Origin of the sequence: Streptomyces filipinensis (assembly GCF_014649495.1) — a bacterium.
Taxonomy (GTDB): Bacteria; Actinomycetota; Actinomycetes; order Streptomycetales; family Streptomycetaceae; genus Streptomyces; species Streptomyces filipinensis.
Window position 1 is genome coordinate 156,544 of record NZ_BMTD01000019.1, and the last position, 15,962, is coordinate 172,505.

Genomic DNA, 15,962 nt, shown 5'->3' on the forward strand with positions numbered 1-15,962 from the left:
CTCAGGCCCCCCAGGTGACGAAGCCGTCTGTGCCGTCCACACGCGATACACCGCTGAAGATGGTGCCGTCCGAGTCGGCAACCACCTTCCAGTCCCCGTCCCGCCAGCGCAGCGTCATCGATAGAGACCCGTACTTGCTGGCGCCCGGCACACCTGCCAGGAGCATCACCGTCGCCTGCTGTTTGTTGTAGGAGAGGACCGAGAAGCCGGTGTAAGTGATGCCGCGTGGCTGGCCGGACAGGGATTGGTCCTTGTCCTTGGACCGCTCGGCGACGAACTCGTCACGCCCTGGGCCGGGTACGACCTGCCGCTCGACGACCTCACGCCATCCCGGGAAGGCAAAGTGGTCGCCGATGGCATGAGCGGCGAACACAGCGCCGGTGGGCGTATGGGCGAAACAGGACCAGATGGAGCCGTCGAACTTGAGTGGACCCGCAGTCCTGGACACCGGTACGAGGTCCGTGCCGTTGGCCTTCCAGGAGACGTCCTTCGGCGGTGCCGTGGGCCTCGCCTGGTCGCTGTCGTCGGTGTGGCATCCGGCGGGCCGGTCACCTTGGCTTCCGCCCCCGCCGCCCTGGGCGTTGGTCCCGCTGGGCGTAGGGGAATGGGCAAGGCCACGTGTTCCGCCGCTGCCGTGAGTCATCAGAGCGAAGGCGCCGAGGACCACAAGCACCAGAAGGAATCCGGCCGACAGGATCCAGCCCCGTTGCTGCCAGAACGGCTGCTCCCACTCTCCGCTGCCCCTGCGAGGCCGGCCGGAATTCAACATGCCTCACTCCTTCCGTCGAGTCTGAGTCGGGTCAGGTGAAGACGAATTGGACGACGGGACCAGCGGTGGCAACCAGGACACACCCACCGAGAACCATCCCGAGTCGGCCCATGTGCTCCGAGCCCTCGCCACGGCGCATGGAGACCGCCATCATCGCGCCGGTGATCAGCACACCTGCCACGCCCGCAGCGGTACCGACCCAGGCGAGAAGACCGAGGACCGTATTCACCTTGTCGGTGAGCTTCGGAGGGGCGTTTCGGCTGGGTTGCGGGACACCGCCGTCCGCGAGAATGAGGTAGGTGTGCGCCTTGACTGCGAGCGCCTGGATCATGAACTCTCCCCGATCGGGTCGGCCGTGCGGCCGAGTAACTGTTCGAGCGTCAAGTGCATTGCTTTATAAGGATCTAGTGAGCCCTGAGAGCCAAGTGGCTTACAGCAGACAGCCGTAGTGATCCTCCGCTGCCCGGCGAGGTGTCTGGGCAGAGGGCGAGCCGGCGGTCGCTCCGAGCCGCTGCCTAGCTCTGTCACTTGCTGATGTTCCAGAAGTCCAGGCCCACGAACTGCACGATGGGACCCGCGCAGGCTGCGATGACGCATGCGCCGAGCACGATGAGGAACTCCTTCAGATGCTCTTCGGCGTCACCTGTTTTCAGCGCGATGGCCATGCGGGTGCCGACAATCATCAAGCCCGCCACGCCCGCCGCAGTGACCAGCCAGGCCAGGTATCCGAGGACGGTGTCCAGTGGGGTGGTGGCCGTGGACGGCGGGGTGTAGTCGCCGGCCATCAGCAGTCCCGCGTTCATCCGTTGCTCCTCGCGCGTGCGTCTTGGGCGACCAGAGCGGCCAGCCCGGATGTATCCCTCGGGGCGGGCACTGTGAGGTCTCCGGTACGCCAGGCGGACACCCATGGCACCCGGTGGACTTGCACCACCGAACCGATCACCTTGATCCGCTGCTGCAGTGACCGGGGCAGCCGTCCTGGCGCATCAGCGATCAGGGCGACGGCGATCAACTCGATGCCGGGTGGCTGCTCACCGCGCCGGAACAGGTCGAGTGCGCGTGACACGGCTTGCAGCCCGGCGGCGTGCGTGCGGGCCACCAGCACCACTGAGTCCGGTTCGCCGCGGTCCGGCCTGGGCCAGGAACGTCCCAGGTCGATTCCTCCGAAGACCGCCGACAGCGTGGAGGCGCCAGCACCGCCGTGCGCTGCCACCCAGGCTAACGTCCGTTTGGGGAACGCCACTTGTGTGCCTTGCGTAAGGGGGTTCGGCTGTGAGGGCGCGCTGGCGACAGGTCCGCGAATCCAGATCTCCGGGCCGCCCGGTGGGCTCATTCGCACAGTCAACTCCGCTCCCCCGTGGTGCGATGTGGCTTCGCCGCCTGATTTTCGCCGATGAAAGAGTGACAGGTAGCACTGGGTGAGGCCTTGGTGCAAATTTGTGACCGGCTGGATACTCGGATCCGGTCTGTGTCCGGTGAGACTCAACAGGTCTCTGGGCGACGCAAGTTGACGCAGGGGGAGCGGATGTCGAACAACGGGGGAGGAGTGGCCGCCTGGGTGGTGGGCGGCAGCGTTGCCGCGGTCGTCCTGCCGCTGATCCTCATAGTCGGGGCCAGTGGCAACGGGAGCGGTGACGCCCAGGCCGACGTCAATGGTGTGAGTGGAGGTCTGAAGAGCGGTGCGGTGAAACCCGAGTACGTTCCGTGGATCCTCAAGTCCGGCGCCCAGTGTGACGTCATCAAGCCGGCTGTCATCGCCGCCCAGATAGAGGCCGAGTCAGGCTGGCGCCCTGACGCGGTGTCGCCGGTGGGGGCTCAAGGCCTGTCACAGTTCATGCCCGGCACCTGGACGACCTGGGGCAAGGACGAGGACGGCAACGGTGTCGCCTCGCCCTTCGACGCCGCCGACGCGATCATGGCGCAGGGGCGCTACGACTGTTTTCTCGCCAAGGACGTCGAAGGATACAAGGCACACGGAGAGGCATCCGGGGAGACGTTGGATCTGGCACTGGCGGCGTACAACGCGGGGCCGGACCGGATCCGGCAGTTCCACGGCATGCCGCCGTACACCGAGACGCAGAACTATGTTGTCCGAATCAAGTCGCTGATACCCAAGTACGAGTCGGTCGGCGACACGCAGGGCGGCGGCAAGTTGCCCGACGGCCAGAGGATGGCGATGCCGCTGAGCGGAAACCCGCCGGTCACCTCGCCGTTCGGAATGCGAATGCACCCCATCCTGCATGTGTGGAAGCTGCACACCGGCATCGACTTCGGCGTGCCGGCCGGCACGCCGTTCCTCGCGGCCCGGGACGGCAAGGTGACGTCCGCGGGCTGGGCCAACGGCTACGGAAACCGCGTGGTGATCTCACACGGCACCATCGACGGCAAGCAGATCTCCACGACGTACAACCACATGTCGGCCATCAGCGTCTCCGTGGGACAGCAGGTCAGGGTCGGACAGCAGGTCGGAGCGGTGGGCTCCACCGGCTTCTCGACCGGTCCGCACGCCCACTTCGAGGTCATGGTGAACGGGCAATATGTGGATCCCGCACCGTGGCTGGGACTGAAGTGACGGGACAGGAGGCGAGGAGATGATGAGGACACGCTTCGCAGGAGCCGGGCAGCGCTCGGTGGCTGGCCTGCTCACAGCTGTCTCCGGCTTCGCCCTGTTGTCGGCGTGTGGACTGCCCGACCACCGCGTGGACGACGCTAAGCACGGTGCTACGGCGTCGGCGGGACCCTCCTTCGTCCCCAAGGCCCCCGTGCCGTCCGGTAAGGCCCTGGGCCCCGACGCGCATGTCGCGCACCCGGGCAACGTGAACGGCACCGACGCCAGTGTCGTGGCCAAAGCATGGGCCGAACTGGCATACAGCTACGACACCAAGTACGACACCAGCCCACACGACGCGGTGCTCCGCGCCTCCCGTTGGTTCACGGAACGCAAGGCGGCCGATGAGCGCCAGTACCAACCCGCGAGCGGCCCCGGGGTCGAATGGAACACCTGGGCCAAGCACCACGCCTGGACCACCGTGACCGTGAGCAGCGAACTGGAGGACGACGCGCCGCGGGACAGCAAGACGGTCGCCTACCGGTCCCTCGTCGTGCGCGGGACCGCGCACGGCCGGGACGGCTGGACCGGCACCGGACCGCGGCTGAATGCCTACGTCAAGCTGGTACGTTCAGTCGCCGGGGCACCATGGCGCGTGGACGACGTGATGGTCGTCGTGGCCGCGACACCGCCGAGCGCTGATACGTCGCCGGCGTCCGCCGGCTCGTCCTCCGACTCTTCCGCCCAGTGAGGTAACCGATGTCCAGATTCAGTCGCAGCGGTCGTAAGCGGCAGAAGGACGGGCCTGGACAGGAACAGCCGTCCTCACCCGGGCTGCGCCCCATGGAGGTTCACGTCTCGGCCGACGGAAGTGCCACGGTGGGAGGCCTGCCGGTGACCGCGGGACCCGGCGAGACCACCCAGGACGCGGTGCTGAACTACCTGCACCGCCTGGTGCTCGCGACCGGGTACGCGGTTGCCGCGACGGTTCACGACGAGCGGATCGGGTACAGCACGCCGATCCAGGTCGCGGCCGACGGCTCAAGCGCTTTCGCGGGAGAGCCGGTCCTGCTGGCCGGGCCGATCTCGCTGACCACGGCCGGCGCGCCGGCGATGTCTCAGGCCGCGACACCCGCTGCGGCAGTGCCAGCCGCCGTACCGGATGATCCGCACCCCGGGCCGGGCAAGGCGACGCGTGTCCTGCGGGCCGTGCCGGATCCGGCGCCCGAGCAGTCCGTGGCGGAAGCAGACACAGGAGCCCCAGCGGCATCCCCCGTGGCCCCGCAGCCCGTTCCTTACGGCGCGGCCGCCGAGACCACGGCGTTCGCGCAGGCCGATCCGCTGGCGCAGGCGGCCCCTCCCGGGCCCGCTCCAGCGCCCGCCGAGGCGGCGATGCCCGCGCAAGCGGCCCCTGCTGCCCAGGTCACTTCCGCGCAGGCCGCCTCGCTCGCACCCGTGGGAGCGCCGGTCGCGCACGCCGCAACGCCGCCCCCGCAGGATGCCGTGCCCGCAGGGGCCACGGCCCCGTCGCTCCTCGCGGAGCCGGTCCGCCGGATCAACGAGGCGGTCGGCATGGGCCGGATCGAGTCGGCCGCGGCGATGGCGGAGCAGACCATCGCGTCGGCCGCGCAGGCGCTGGGCGCAGACCACCCGGAAGTGCTGCAACTGCGCGAACTGGCCGCGTACATCGCCTTCCTGGCGGGTGACGCGCGCCGCTCCTTCGCCCTGTCCATGGAGGTCGCCCAGATCCGCCGACGCCACAACGACGAGCGGGCCCTGACCAACGTGCAGAGCGCCGCCGCGGCTTGGCGTGGTGTGCGCGATCCCGCGCTGGGACTGGCCCTAGGCCAGGAACTGATCGCCCTGTGGGGCGAACTGGCCGCCGGCGGCGGCCCCGCGGCAGCCGATCCCGCGCAACTCGAGGCGGCTCGCGCCCGTATGGGCCGCCTCGCCGAACGTGCTCGCGCACGGTCCACCGCTCAGACACCGACGGGAACCCCCCATGCCCAGGGCCGTTGACCACGTCGGCCCCCCGGGTGGCGAGCACACCCGCCGCCGGGCTGAGGCCGCACGCCTGCGCCGCCGCCCCGCCCGGCCGCGGGTCGAGGTGACCGTCAACGAGTTCACCGGGACCGTGAGCTGGCGCACCCTCTCGGCCAGAACGCCGCTCGCGCCGGGAAACGGCGCCAGGAGGGACCGGCCGGTGGCGCGCACGCCAGAGTCCGCGCCACCCACCCTGCGCGCGCGGGCGGCCGCGCTGCGTGCCGCGGGATTCGATCCGCAGCGGGTACCCGCACGTGGTGCCGCGCCTGTACCCACACATCCCGCCGCCGTGCGGGCGGCTGTGGAGACGAGCGCGGCGTCGCTGTCCCCGGAACAGCAGCAGGCCCATCTGGCCCGGGTCGGCATGCTCCGCTCGCAGGTCTCGGGCGATCTCTCCGCCGGCGCGCGTATGCCGTCGGCCGTGGCGGCCCGGTTGCGTTCCGCGGCGTCACCTGCGCAGCTCCACGCACTGTCGGCGGCGCAGACGGTGTCCCGGCGGACGGCGTCCCCGGCGGGCGGCCCAGCCACCCCGAACCGTGCCCCCGCGCCGGGCGCTTCGCCGGCCCCCGGCCCGCGGAGGTGACCGCTGCCGGCCGGGCGGCCTCCGTATCTGGGACGAGCCTGTGACGTCGTGGTTACGCGGGAGCCGTACCCGGGGGACAGACTGGTTGGTACGAGACAAGGGGTGCGACCGGATCGCCACGCCGGGGGAGTGAGGGAAAACCGATGGCCCGACTCAGCTTCGAGAAGAAGCGGGTGCAGCAGCCCGCGGTGCATCCGGCGGCGGTGGCCGTGCGGGTGTTCGGCGCGGGAGGCGCGTCGGTGGGCGGAACGTCGGTGATCGCGGCGCCGGGCGAGGAGATCCAGCAGGCCGTCCTCAACCACCTCCAGCGCCTGGCCATCAGCCTCGGCGCCCCCATACGCGCCACCATCCACGACGACCGCACCGGCTGTGTGGTCCCCCTGGAGGTCTCGGCGGACGGCTCCAGCCGGGTCACGGGACGGGCCGTACGGGTGGCCGCGGCGCACAAGGCGAACGCGGCGAGCGGCGCGGGCGCGGTGAACGTGGCGGCACCCGTCGGCGTGGCCGCGGCGGGCGCGGCCGACGTGGTGTCACCGGCAGGCGTGGCTGCGGCGGACCGCGCTCGGGACGTGCCGCTTGTGGAGGAGCCGGAGCCCCTGCCGGCGTGGATGGTGCACGTGCCGACGGGACAGTTCGGTCCCGCGCCGGTCATGCCGGTCGAGGAGGCGCCGGAGTCCGGGCCGGGGCCTAGGGCCGACGCCCCCGCTCCCTCGGCCTCCACGGCGTACGCACTCCCGGCCTCCACCCTCATGGCCTCCCTCGCCGACCCTGCCCCCGCCCCCACCCACACTCCCGCCCGCGGGTTCGACGCCGTTGCCGAGGAGGTGCTCGGAGACGGGCCCGTGACCGAGACCGCGGAGGGGGCCGAGCTGCTCACCGAGCCGATGACGCGGATCAACGAAGCCGTGCGGGCCGGCCGTATCGAGGCGGCGGCGGAACTCGCCGACCGTACGGTCACCGAGGCGTCCACCGTGCTGGGCCCCCGCCATGCCGAGGTGCTGCATCTGCGGGAACTGGCCGCGTACATCGCCTACTTGGGGGGCGACACGGCCCGTGCCTTCCAGCTGTCCCTGGACCTCGCCCGGCTGCGCCGGCAGGAGCGGTACGCCGAGGCCGCCTACGGCAACGTGCTGAGCGCGGCGACCGCGTGGCGCGCGGTCCGTGATCCCGAGGAGGGACTGCGGCTGGGCCGGGACCTGATCGAGCTGTGGACGGAGCTCACGACTGAGCCGGGCCCCGCCGCGGAGGACCTGCGTCCGCTGGAGTCGGCCCGCGCCCGCATGGTCCGCCTGACCGACCGGGCGGCCCGCGCCACGCAGCAGTAGCCGGGCGGCAGGGCCACGGGCTACTGCACGCAGAACTCGTTGTCCTCCGGGTCCGCCATCAGCACCCACTCACCCGCGGGTTCCTTCACCTCGCGCAGCACCCGCGCGCCCAGCGCCTCCAGTCGTGCCACCTCGCTCGCGCGCCGCTCGGCACCGGCGTGCACATCGAGATGGAGCCGGTTCTTCCCCGTCTTCGCCTCGGGCACGCGCTGGAACAGCAGCCGCCGTCCGAGGCCGGTACCGGTCTGCGGGTCGTACGGGTCGTCGGGATGCCGTACGGCGACGAGGTCACGGAAGGCGGGCCGGCCGTGGTACTCGACGGTGGCCTCGCCGGGCAACGCGCCCTGGTCCAGCAGTCGCTCGATCAGGGCGCTGTTGTCCTCGGCCGTGTAGTGCAGCGCGGCGGCCCAGAAGTCGGCCTGCTCGTGCGGGTCGGAGGCGTCGATGACGAGCTTCCAGTGCAGCGGGACGGGGGACTCGGCGGGTGTCTGCGTCGACATGGTGGTCAACGTAACAGCGACTCGGGGTGCTTGCGGCTTCGATCCGGGCGACCGTCTGGATGCTTCTCGACCTAGGGTTGGACTCCGTTCCACCGCATGACGTTCTGGAACAGCTGAGCCTGCTCGATCGCGTCGTCCAGCGCATTGTGCGTATGAGGGTGCGAAGAGAGCAGATGCCGGGGCATCGAGCGCTTCGTCGACGCAGTGATCGGCGAGGCGGACTTGGCCGCGTACAGGGTCTTGAGATCCAGGCAGCGGGAATGACCAAAGGGGGAGCCATTGCTGGCGAATTGCATGAAGTACCAGTACATCCACATCCAGTCGTAGCCCAGCGGGTAGGCGACGAACACCGGAGTGGCGGACAGTTCGTCCGAGACGGCCGCGAGCCAGTCGGCCGCAGCGTTCATGGCCTGGGCGGGGGTCTGTCCCTCCCGGGCCAGTCTGCCGCGATCCAAGCCGCTGACCGCCAGTGCCTCCGGATCGTAGTCGTCGCTGATCGGTTTTAGTTCCGCATAGAAAGTACGCTCGGTCGGGTCGCTTACGTGGAACCCTGCGCCGTCGTGGACACCCGCGACCGCCAGGCCGAAGCTGGACATCGAGAACGGTCCCGGCACCGGGCCGTCGGCCTCGACGTCGGCCGAAACGTAAAATTCCACTTTAGTCATCGCTCTCCTTTGTGAAGTTCACACGGGGAACCGAGAAGTGAGATCCCGATTTCCAGCGTGATCGTCTGTTCGATGGCTGCGGCGACGACCAGATGGACCGTGACCGTGCCGTCGCCCGGGGCGTACACGTGTTGTACGGCGAGGTTGGCGTTCGCCGTCCGTCCGGGCACGTTGGGACGGAGGACGAATGTACTGGTCATTCGTTTGGCTCCAGACTGGTGTGGCGGTTCTTGAAGAATTTCCTCAGCTCCCGGACCGTCAGGGGCTCCGGATGATTGAAGTGGCAGCCGCGGGGTCTCCTTCTCCAGGATCGGAGCCCACGCCGTCTCGCTCTTGCCCGGACCGCGGAACACGGGCGTGTCGGGCGAGAAGCCGCCTACGGGTAGTTCGGACGTCACCGTGAGGACGGTGAATTCGCCAGTCGGACCTCGGGTGTGATGTCGCTGCGGACGCGGGCGGGCACGGCGGTGACCGGGATGCGGCGGCGGCTGAGGGAGCCGTAGACGGCCGCGTACGCGGAGGAGGCGGCGTCGCCGTACTGCAATGTCTGGTTGCGGTAGGCCGCGTTCGGCCCCATCGCCCCCGTCGCCGCCCAGGCGGCGGCTGCTGCCGGCTGTGCCAAGTCCATCGCGCCGTCGCCCGATCCCCGTAACGCTGTCGCCTTGTCGCCCTGCGTTCAAGGCAGTTGATCAGCCTAGTGCACGGTGCTGGCAACCCGTACGCGCTGAGGGTGTGGCGGGGGCTAGGCCTCCACAGGTGTCGCGCCGGGTGTGTCCACCCGGGGTACCTCCACAGGCTTCCTCGGTCCGCGTGCGGAGCGCAGTGCGTCGCCCGTGAGCAGGAGCAGCGCCAGCCAGACCAGCGCGAAGCCGGCCCAGCGCTCGGGTGGCATGGCTTCGTGGAAGTACAGGACGCCGAGCAGGAACTGGAAGACGGGGGCCAGGTACTGCAGCAGGCCCAGGGTGGACAGCGGCACGCGGATCGCCGCCGCGCCGAAGCAGACCAGGGGGAGGGCGGTGACGAGGCCGGTGGAGGCGAGCAGGGCGGCGTGTCCGGCGCTGCCGTTCAGGAAGCTCGCGTCGCCGTGCGCGCCGAGCCACAGCAGATAGCCGAGGGCGGGCAGGAACTGGATCGCGGTCTCGGCGGCCAGCGACTCGACGCCGCCGAGGTCGACCTTCTTCTTGACCAGGCCGTAGGTGCCGAAGGAGAAGGCGAGGACGAGCGAGATCCACGGCGGGCGGCCGTAGCCGACGGTCAGGACGACGACGGCGGCGAGACCGGTCGCGACCGCCGCCCACTGCACGGGCCGCAGGCGCTCCTTCAGCAGCAGCACGCCCATCGCGATGGTCACCAGCGGGTTGATGAAGTACCCGAGGGCGGCCTCGACCACGTGCCCGGAGTTCACGGACCAGATGTAGAGGCCCCAGTTCACGGTGATGAAGGCGGCGGCCACGGCGACGAGCCCGAGCCGGCGCGGCTGGCGCAGCAGTTGTCCGGCCCAGGACCAGCGCCGTACGAAGAGCAGGGCGACGGCGACGACGACCAGGGACCACACCATGCGATGGGCGAGGATCTCCATCGCCCCGGCGGGCTTCATCAGGGGCCAGAACAGGGGCACCAGGCCCCACATGCCGTAGGCGGCGAAGCCGTTCAGCAGGCCTATGCGGTGCTCACCCTTGGACGTCCCGGCCACGGCCCCTCCTTGTCGCCACGCCGCACGCGGGAGCCCGTCCCACCCACGCACGCCAGAACGAAGGTAGCGCCGAGCGCCCTCGCTGTCATGCCCGTATCGCCATACGGTCATGACAGGCGAGGGTGCCGGGTCGGATCAGCCCTTGAGCGCGGCGGTGATCGCCTCGGCGAGCGGCGTGGCCGGGCGGCCGGTCAGACGGGCCAGGTCGCCGCTGGTGATCACCAGCTCGCCCTTCTCGATGGAGGCGTCCACGCCGGCCAGGATCGCGGCCAGCGGGCCGGGCAGCCCGGCACCGGTCAGGATGCCGGTGAGGGCCTCACCGGAGACCGGGGTGTAGGCGATCTCCCGGCCGGTCCGACGGCTCAGCTCGGCCGCGTACTCGGCGAAGCCCCACGCCTCGTCGCCGCCCAGCTCGTACGTCGTGTTCTCGTGGCCCTCGCCGGTCAGCACCGCGACCGCGGCGGCCGCGTAGTCGGCGCGCGCCGCCGAGGAGACGCGGCCGTCGCCGGCGGCCTGGACCACCGCACCGTGCTCCAGCACAGGCGCCAGGTTCTCGGTGTAGTTCTCGTGGTACCAGCCGTTGCGCAGCAGGCTGTACGGCAGGCCGGAGGCGAGCAGCACCTCCTCCGTCGCCCGGTGGTCGTCCGCCAGCGCCGCCGTGAGACCGCCCGGGGCGCTGGTGTACGCGAGCAGTGCCACGCCGGCCGCCTTCGCGGCGTCGATGACGACCGTGTGCTGCCGCACCCGGCCCTTGTCGAACTCGTTGCCGGAGATCAGCAGGACCTTGTCGCCGGCGGCGAACAGGCCCTCGAAGGTCTCGGGCGCGTTGTAGTCGGCGACGGCCAGCCGCACCCCGCGGGCCGCGAGGTCGGCGGCCTTCGCCTCGTCCCGCACGACCGCGGTGACCTGCTCCGCCGGAACCTTCTCCAGCAGCTGCTGCACGACGTGCCGGCCGAGGTGTCCGGTGGCTCCGGTGACGACGATGCTCATGGTGGGGAACTCCTTGGGGGATGGCGTGTGTCCGCGTATGGCACTCACCCTAGGAGGGGCGCTAACTGTGCGACAGTACCCACTTTGAAGTAAGGTACGTCCATGTTGGTAAGTGAGTGGAAGGGTGACGGCGCGGCCATGTGCCCCCATCGCCTGGTCCTGGAGCACGTCACCAGCCGCTGGGGCGTGCTGGTGCTGATCCAGCTCCTCGACCGCTCCCATCGCTTCAGCGAACTGCGCCGGGCGATCAACGGCCTCGGCGGGCGCGGCGTCAGCGAGAAGATGCTCACGCAGACCCTCCAGACCCTGGAGCGCGACGGCCTCGTCCACCGGGACGCCAAGCCCGTCATCCCGCCACGCGTCGACTACTCCCTGACCGAGCTGGGCCGCGAGGCGGCGGAGCAGGTGCGGGCGCTGGCGCGCTGGACCGACCAGCGCATGGACGACGTGCTCAGCGCCCGCCGGGCATACGACGAGGCCCGGGAAATCCAGTCCCGGGCCTCGTAGCGGCGCACAGCAGGGTCAGCCGACGACCGTCCAGGTGTCCCCGCCGGCCAGCAGCGCGGACAGGTCGCCCTTGCCCTTCTGCTCGATCGCGGTGTCCAGCTGCTCGGCCATCGCCGTGTCGTAGACCGGCCGCTCCACCGAGCGGAAGACCCCGATCGGGGTGTGGTGCAGGGTGTCGGGGTCGGCGAGCCGGGAGAGCGCGAAGGCGGTGGTCGGCGACGCGGTGTGCGCGTCGTGGACCAGGATGTCCGCCTCGTTGTCCGCGGTCACGGTGACCACCTCCAGGTCCCCGGTGGCCCGGTTGCGTACGACGCCGCGCGTGCCGTCGGCCCCGAAGCGGATCGGCTGCCCGTGCTCCAGGCGGATCAGGGCCTCCTCGGCCTGCTGCCTGTCCTTGAGGGCGTCGAAGGCACCGTCGTTGAAGATGTTGCAGTTCTGGTAGATCTCGATCAGCGCGGTGCCCGGGTGGCCGGCGGCCGCGCGCAGCACCTCCGTCAGATGCTTGCGGTCCGAGTCGATGGTGCGGGCCACGAAGGACGCCTCCGCGCCGATCGCCAGCGACACCGGGTTGAACGGCGCGTCCAGCGAGCCCATGGGCGTCGACTTGGTGACCTTGCCGATCTCGGAGGTAGGCGAGTACTGGCCCTTGGTCAGGCCGTAGATGCGGTTGTTGAACAGCAGGATCTTCAGGTTGACGTTGCGGCGCAGGGCGTGGATCAGATGGTTGCCGCCGATGGACAGCGCGTCGCCGTCACCGGTGACCACCCACACGCTCAGGTCGCGGCGCGAGGTCGCCAGACCGGTCGCGATCGCCGGGGCGCGGCCGTGGATGGAGTGCATCCCGTAGGTGTTCATGTAGTACGGGAAGCGGGAGGAGCAGCCGATGCCGGAGACGAAGACGATGTTCTCTCTGGCGAGGCCCAGCTCCGGCATGAAGCCCTGAACGGCGGCCAGGATCGCGTAGTCACCGCAGCCCGGGCACCAGCGCACCTCCTGGTCCGACTTGAAGTCCTTCATCGACTGCTTGGCCTCGGCCTTGGGGACCAGCTGCAGCAGTCCGTTGCCGGTGTCAGTCATCGATGGCCTCCTTCAGAGCAGTGGCGAGCTGTTCCGCCTTGAACGGCATGCCGTTGACCTGGTTGTAGGAGTGGGCGTCGACCAGGTACTTCGCCCGGATCAGGGTGGCCAGCTGCCCGAGGTTCATCTCGGGGACCACTACCTTGTCGTACTGCTGGAGCACCTTTCCGAGATTGCGCGGGAAGGGGTTGAGGTGACGCAGATGCGCCTGCGCGATCGAGTCGCCGGCCGTCCGCAGCCGTCGTACCGCCGCGGTGATCGGCCCGTAGGTGGAGCCCCAGCCCAGGACCAGGGTCTTCGCGCCGTGCGGGTCGTCGACCTCGATGTCCGGGACCTCGATGCCGTCGATCTTGGCCTGCCGGGTGCGGACCATGAAGTCGTGGTTGGCCGGGTCGTAGGAGATGTTGCCCGTGCCGTCCTGCTTCTCGATGCCGCCGATGCGGTGCTCGAGGCCCGGAGTGCCCGGGACCGCCCACGGCCGGGCGAGGGTCTGCGGATCCCGCTGGTACGGCCAGAAGACCTCGGTGCCGTCCGGCAGGGTGTGGTTCGGGCCGGAGGCGAACTGGACCCTCAGGTCCGGCAGCTCGTCCAGGTCCGGGATCCGCCACGGCTCGGAGCCGTTGGCCAGGTAGCCGTCGGACAGCAGCATCACCGGCGTGCGGTACGTCAGCGCGATCCGGGCCGCCTCCAGCGCGGCGTCGAAGCAGTCCGCCGGGGTCCGCGGCGCCACGATCGGCACCGGCGCCTCGCCGTTGCGGCCGAACATCGCCTGCAGCAGGTCCGCCTGCTCGGTCTTGGTCGGCAGACCCGTGGACGGTCCGCCGCGCTGGATGTCGACGACCAGCAGCGGCAGCTCCAGCGAGACCGCGAGCCCGATCGTCTCGCTCTTCAGCGCGACACCGGGACCGGACGTGGTCGTCACCGCGAGCGAGCCGCCGAAGGCCGCCCCCAGCGCCGCGCCGATGCCCGCGATCTCGTCCTCCGCCTGGAAGGTCCGCACGCCGAAGTTCTTGTGCTTGCTCAGCTCGTGCAGGATGTCCGAGGCCGGCGTGATCGGGTACGAGCCGAGGAACAGCGGCAGATCCGCCTGCTGCGAGGCCGCCACCAGGCCGTAGGACAGGGCGAGGTTGCCGGAGATGTTGCGGTAGGTGCCGACCGGGAAGGCCTTGGCGGCCGGGGCGACCTCGTAGGAGACCGCGAAGTCCTCCGTCGTCTCGCCGAAGTTCCAGCCGGCCCGGAACGCGGCGATGTTCGCCTCGGCGATGTCCGGCTTCTTGGCGAACTTCGACTTCAGGAACTTCTCGGTGCCCTCGGTCGGCCGGTGGTACATCCAGGACAGCAGACCCAGCGCGAACATGTTCTTGCTGCGCTCGGCCTCCTTGCGGGAGAGCGCGAAGTCCTTGAGCGCCTCCACCGTGAGGGTGGTCAGCGGCACCGGGTGGAGGTTGTAGCCGTCCAGCGAACCGTCCTGGAGCGGGTCGGCGTCGTAGCCGACCTTCTGCAGGGCGCGCTTGGTGAACTCGTCCGTGTTGACGATGATCTCGGCGCCGCGCGGCAGATCGCCGATGTTCGCCTTCAGCGCGGCCGGGTTCATCGCCACCAGCACGTTCGGGGCGTCCCCGGGGGTGAGGATGTCGTGGTCGGCGAAGTGCAGCTGGAAGCTGGAGACACCGGGCAGGGTGCCGGCGGGCGCGCGGATCTCGGCGGGGAAGTTGGGAAGGGTGGAGAGGTCGTTGCCGAAGGAAGCTGTCTCGGAGGTGAACCGGTCACCGGTGAGCTGCATGCCGTCACCCGAGTCCCCCGCGAACCGGATGATCACCCGGTCCAGGCGCCGCACGTCCTTTGCGCCGCCCGGTTTGCGCTGCTCTCCCACGACGGTTCCGTCGGTGTGCTCCGCTGGGCTGCTGACCTGGCTGGTCACTGAACTGGACCTCCTTCGAGGCGGCTGTCCGTCGGGTGGTCGTCCCACGGACCATCCCAGGATCAACCCTACGTCGGTTAGGGTCGCCTTCCCGAGGCCATCCGAGGATTGGACGACGTTTCGAGACGGCCTGTCGCGCTGTTACTCACTCTCCCGCATGATGACCCGCGTCGCCGGAACTCCGATCAAGAAGTTCCCGAGCGTCCCTCGGTTGTCTCCTGAGTCCTCCCCAGCCGGGTGCCCGGCTTCCCCAGGCGGCCGGGCGGTTCCCGACGGTTCGGCGCCCGGCCCGCACGGCGTCCTGTCCGCCGGGAGTCCGGTGAGGTTCCGGGACGGCTCCGGCTGGATTCCAGCAGGAGTCGCTCAGGAGTCCGTCAGGAGTTGAGGTAGGTCAGAACGGCCAGAACGCGCCGGTGGTCGCCGTCGCTCGGGGCCAGCCCGAGCTTCAGGAAGATGTTGCTGACGTGCTTCTCCACGGCCCCGTCGCTGACCACCAGCTGCCGGGCGATCGCCGAGTTCGTGCGTCCTTCGGCCATCAGGCCGAGCACCTCGCGCTCGCGCGGGGTCAGCCCCGCCAGCACGTCCTGCTTGCGGCTGCGGCCGAGCAGCTGCGCGACCACCTCCGGGTCCAGCGCGGTACCGCCCTCGGCCACCCGTACCACCGCGTCCACGAACTCGCGCACCTCGGCGACCCGGTCCTTGAGCAGATAGCCCACGCCCCGGCTGGAACCCGCCAGCAGCTCGGTGGCGTAACGCTCCTCCACGTACTGCGACAGCACCAGCACCCCGAGCCCCGGATGCACCTTCCGCAACCGTACGGCCGCCCGTACGCCCTCGTCGGTGTGGGTCGGCGGCATCCGTACGTCCGCCACGACCACGTCGGGCAGCATGCCCTGCGCCTCCAGGTCGGCGACGGTCTTCACCAGCGCCTCCGCGTCCCCGACGCCGGCCACGACATCGTGTCCGCGGTCGGTCAGCAACCGGGTCAGGCCCTCCCTGAGCAGCACTGAGTCCTCGGCGATGACCACCCGCACCCTGTTCTCCACGATCTCCCGGCCCCCCAAGCCCATGCCGCTCGCCGGACGAAGCCTGTCCGACGACGCTCTTCCGTGCGGACGCTTGTCCGTACGAAGGTCAAGCATCCCAGCATTCGGTCCGCGTCGCCGCCGCACGGCACAACCCGGCCGCCCGCGGCGCGTGACGGGCCCTGGGGGCGCTGGGGCCGAGGCGGGCTCGTGGGGCGGCGGTGCGCCGGGGTGCTCGGGGCTCGCCGGGACTGCCGTGCGGCGCTCTCACGCGCCGCCCTCACGGCTCTTCGGTGGCGGGGGGGGGGGGGGGGGG

19 protein-coding genes are annotated in these 15,962 nt (G+C 70.2%); 6 read left to right on the top strand and 13 right to left on the bottom strand.

Annotation, left to right across the window (positions count from 1 at the left end; translation table 11 throughout):
* Position 1: 1 nt before the first annotated feature.
* The 4 genes from IE244_RS33205 to IE244_RS33220 all read right to left on the bottom strand — a co-directional run bounded on the left by IE244_RS33205 (position 2) and on the right by IE244_RS33220 (position 2,012).
* Positions 2-769 carry a DUF8175 domain-containg protein gene (locus IE244_RS33205; RefSeq protein ID WP_191877273.1) on the bottom strand — a complete coding sequence of 256 codons (768 nt, stop codon included), beginning with the start codon at positions 767-769 and terminating at the stop codon, positions 2-4.
* 31 nt (positions 770-800) lie between these two features.
* Positions 801-1,100, bottom strand: coding sequence for a hypothetical protein (locus tag IE244_RS33210; RefSeq protein WP_191877274.1), 300 nt, complete (start codon positions 1,098-1,100; stop codon positions 801-803).
* Positions 1,101-1,293: 193 nt separating this feature from the next.
* Positions 1,294-1,572 carry a hypothetical protein gene (locus IE244_RS33215; protein ID WP_191877275.1) on the bottom strand — a complete coding sequence of 93 codons (279 nt, stop codon included), beginning with the start codon at positions 1,570-1,572 and terminating at the stop codon, positions 1,294-1,296.
* A complete protein-coding gene (locus tag IE244_RS33220; RefSeq protein WP_308436305.1) occupies positions 1,569-2,012 on the bottom strand; it encodes a DUF6668 family protein in 444 nt (147 codons plus the stop codon). Before IE244_RS33220 ends, IE244_RS33215 begins: the two co-directional genes overlap by 4 nt.
* Before the next feature lie 303 nt (positions 2,013-2,315).
* Here IE244_RS33220 and IE244_RS33225 point away from each other — a divergent pair, with 303 nt between their 5' ends.
* The 5 genes from IE244_RS33225 (at position 2,316) to IE244_RS33245 (ending at position 7,268) form a co-directional block, all read left to right on the top strand.
* On the top strand, positions 2,316-3,341 hold the full coding sequence (locus IE244_RS33225; RefSeq protein WP_229854513.1) for a peptidoglycan DD-metalloendopeptidase family protein: 1,026 nt from the start codon (positions 2,316-2,318) through the stop codon (positions 3,339-3,341).
* A 19-nt stretch (positions 3,342-3,360) separates the two neighbouring features.
* Positions 3,361-4,068: a peptidase associated/transthyretin-like domain-containing protein gene (locus IE244_RS33230; RefSeq protein ID WP_191877277.1), complete on the top strand. Its 708-nt coding sequence runs from the start codon at positions 3,361-3,363 to the stop codon at positions 4,066-4,068.
* 143 nt (positions 4,069-4,211) lie between these two features.
* Positions 4,212-5,336 carry a tetratricopeptide repeat protein gene (locus IE244_RS33235; protein WP_191877278.1) on the top strand — a complete coding sequence of 375 codons (1,125 nt, stop codon included), beginning with the start codon at positions 4,212-4,214 and terminating at the stop codon, positions 5,334-5,336.
* The gene (locus IE244_RS33240; RefSeq protein ID WP_191877279.1) at positions 5,320-5,943 is read left to right on the top strand and encodes a hypothetical protein; all 624 of its coding nucleotides are present in this window, start codon (positions 5,320-5,322) and stop codon (positions 5,941-5,943) included. The genes IE244_RS33235 and IE244_RS33240 overlap by 17 nt, the downstream gene beginning before the upstream one ends.
* A gap of 143 nt (positions 5,944-6,086) precedes the next feature.
* Positions 6,087-7,268: a hypothetical protein gene (locus tag IE244_RS33245; RefSeq protein WP_191877280.1), complete on the top strand. Its 1,182-nt coding sequence runs from the start codon at positions 6,087-6,089 to the stop codon at positions 7,266-7,268.
* A 20-nt stretch (positions 7,269-7,288) separates the two neighbouring features.
* On the opposite strand, the gene IE244_RS33250 is transcribed toward IE244_RS33245, so the two are convergent.
* From IE244_RS33250 to IE244_RS33275, 6 genes are all read right to left on the bottom strand, one after another.
* Positions 7,289-7,768 (bottom strand): VOC family protein, encoded by a 480-nt coding sequence (locus tag IE244_RS33250; RefSeq protein WP_191877281.1) that lies wholly within the window; start codon positions 7,766-7,768, stop codon positions 7,289-7,291.
* Between the two features lie 71 nt (positions 7,769-7,839).
* Entirely contained in the window at positions 7,840-8,433 is a 594-nt protein-coding gene (locus tag IE244_RS33255) for a 3'-5' exonuclease family protein (protein ID WP_191877282.1), read from the bottom strand.
* A complete protein-coding gene (locus IE244_RS33260; protein WP_191877283.1) occupies positions 8,430-8,633 on the bottom strand; it encodes a hypothetical protein in 204 nt (67 codons plus the stop codon). Before IE244_RS33260 ends, IE244_RS33255 begins: the two co-directional genes overlap by 4 nt.
* A 194-nt stretch (positions 8,634-8,827) precedes the next feature.
* Positions 8,828-9,061, bottom strand: a complete 234-nt coding sequence (locus tag IE244_RS33265) for a hypothetical protein (protein ID WP_191877284.1) — start codon at positions 9,059-9,061, stop codon at positions 8,828-8,830.
* 114 nt (positions 9,062-9,175) lie between these two features.
* Positions 9,176-10,126 carry an EamA family transporter RarD gene (gene rarD, locus IE244_RS33270; RefSeq protein ID WP_191877285.1) on the bottom strand — a complete coding sequence of 317 codons (951 nt, stop codon included), beginning with the start codon at positions 10,124-10,126 and terminating at the stop codon, positions 9,176-9,178.
* 135 nt (positions 10,127-10,261) lie between these two features.
* A complete protein-coding gene (locus IE244_RS33275; protein ID WP_191877286.1) occupies positions 10,262-11,116 on the bottom strand; it encodes an SDR family oxidoreductase in 855 nt (284 codons plus the stop codon).
* 102 nt (positions 11,117-11,218) lie between these two features.
* Between IE244_RS33275 and IE244_RS33280 the strand changes: the two genes are divergently transcribed.
* On the top strand, positions 11,219-11,623 hold the full coding sequence (locus tag IE244_RS33280; protein WP_191877287.1) for a winged helix-turn-helix transcriptional regulator: 405 nt from the start codon (positions 11,219-11,221) through the stop codon (positions 11,621-11,623).
* A 15-nt stretch (positions 11,624-11,638) separates the two neighbouring features.
* Here the strand turns inward: IE244_RS33280 and IE244_RS33285 are convergent, their stop codons facing one another.
* From IE244_RS33285 to IE244_RS33295, 3 genes are all read right to left on the bottom strand, one after another.
* Positions 11,639-12,700 carry a 2-oxoacid:ferredoxin oxidoreductase subunit beta gene (locus IE244_RS33285; RefSeq protein ID WP_191877288.1) on the bottom strand — a complete coding sequence of 354 codons (1,062 nt, stop codon included), beginning with the start codon at positions 12,698-12,700 and terminating at the stop codon, positions 11,639-11,641.
* A complete protein-coding gene (locus IE244_RS33290) occupies positions 12,693-14,621 on the bottom strand; it encodes a 2-oxoacid:acceptor oxidoreductase subunit alpha (RefSeq protein ID WP_191877289.1) in 1,929 nt (642 codons plus the stop codon). Before IE244_RS33290 ends, IE244_RS33285 begins: the two co-directional genes overlap by 8 nt.
* Before the next feature lie 374 nt (positions 14,622-14,995).
* The gene (locus IE244_RS33295) at positions 14,996-15,691 is read right to left on the bottom strand and encodes a response regulator transcription factor (RefSeq protein ID WP_107069339.1); all 696 of its coding nucleotides are present in this window, start codon (positions 15,689-15,691) and stop codon (positions 14,996-14,998) included.
* Positions 15,692-15,962: the final 271 nt, after the last annotated feature.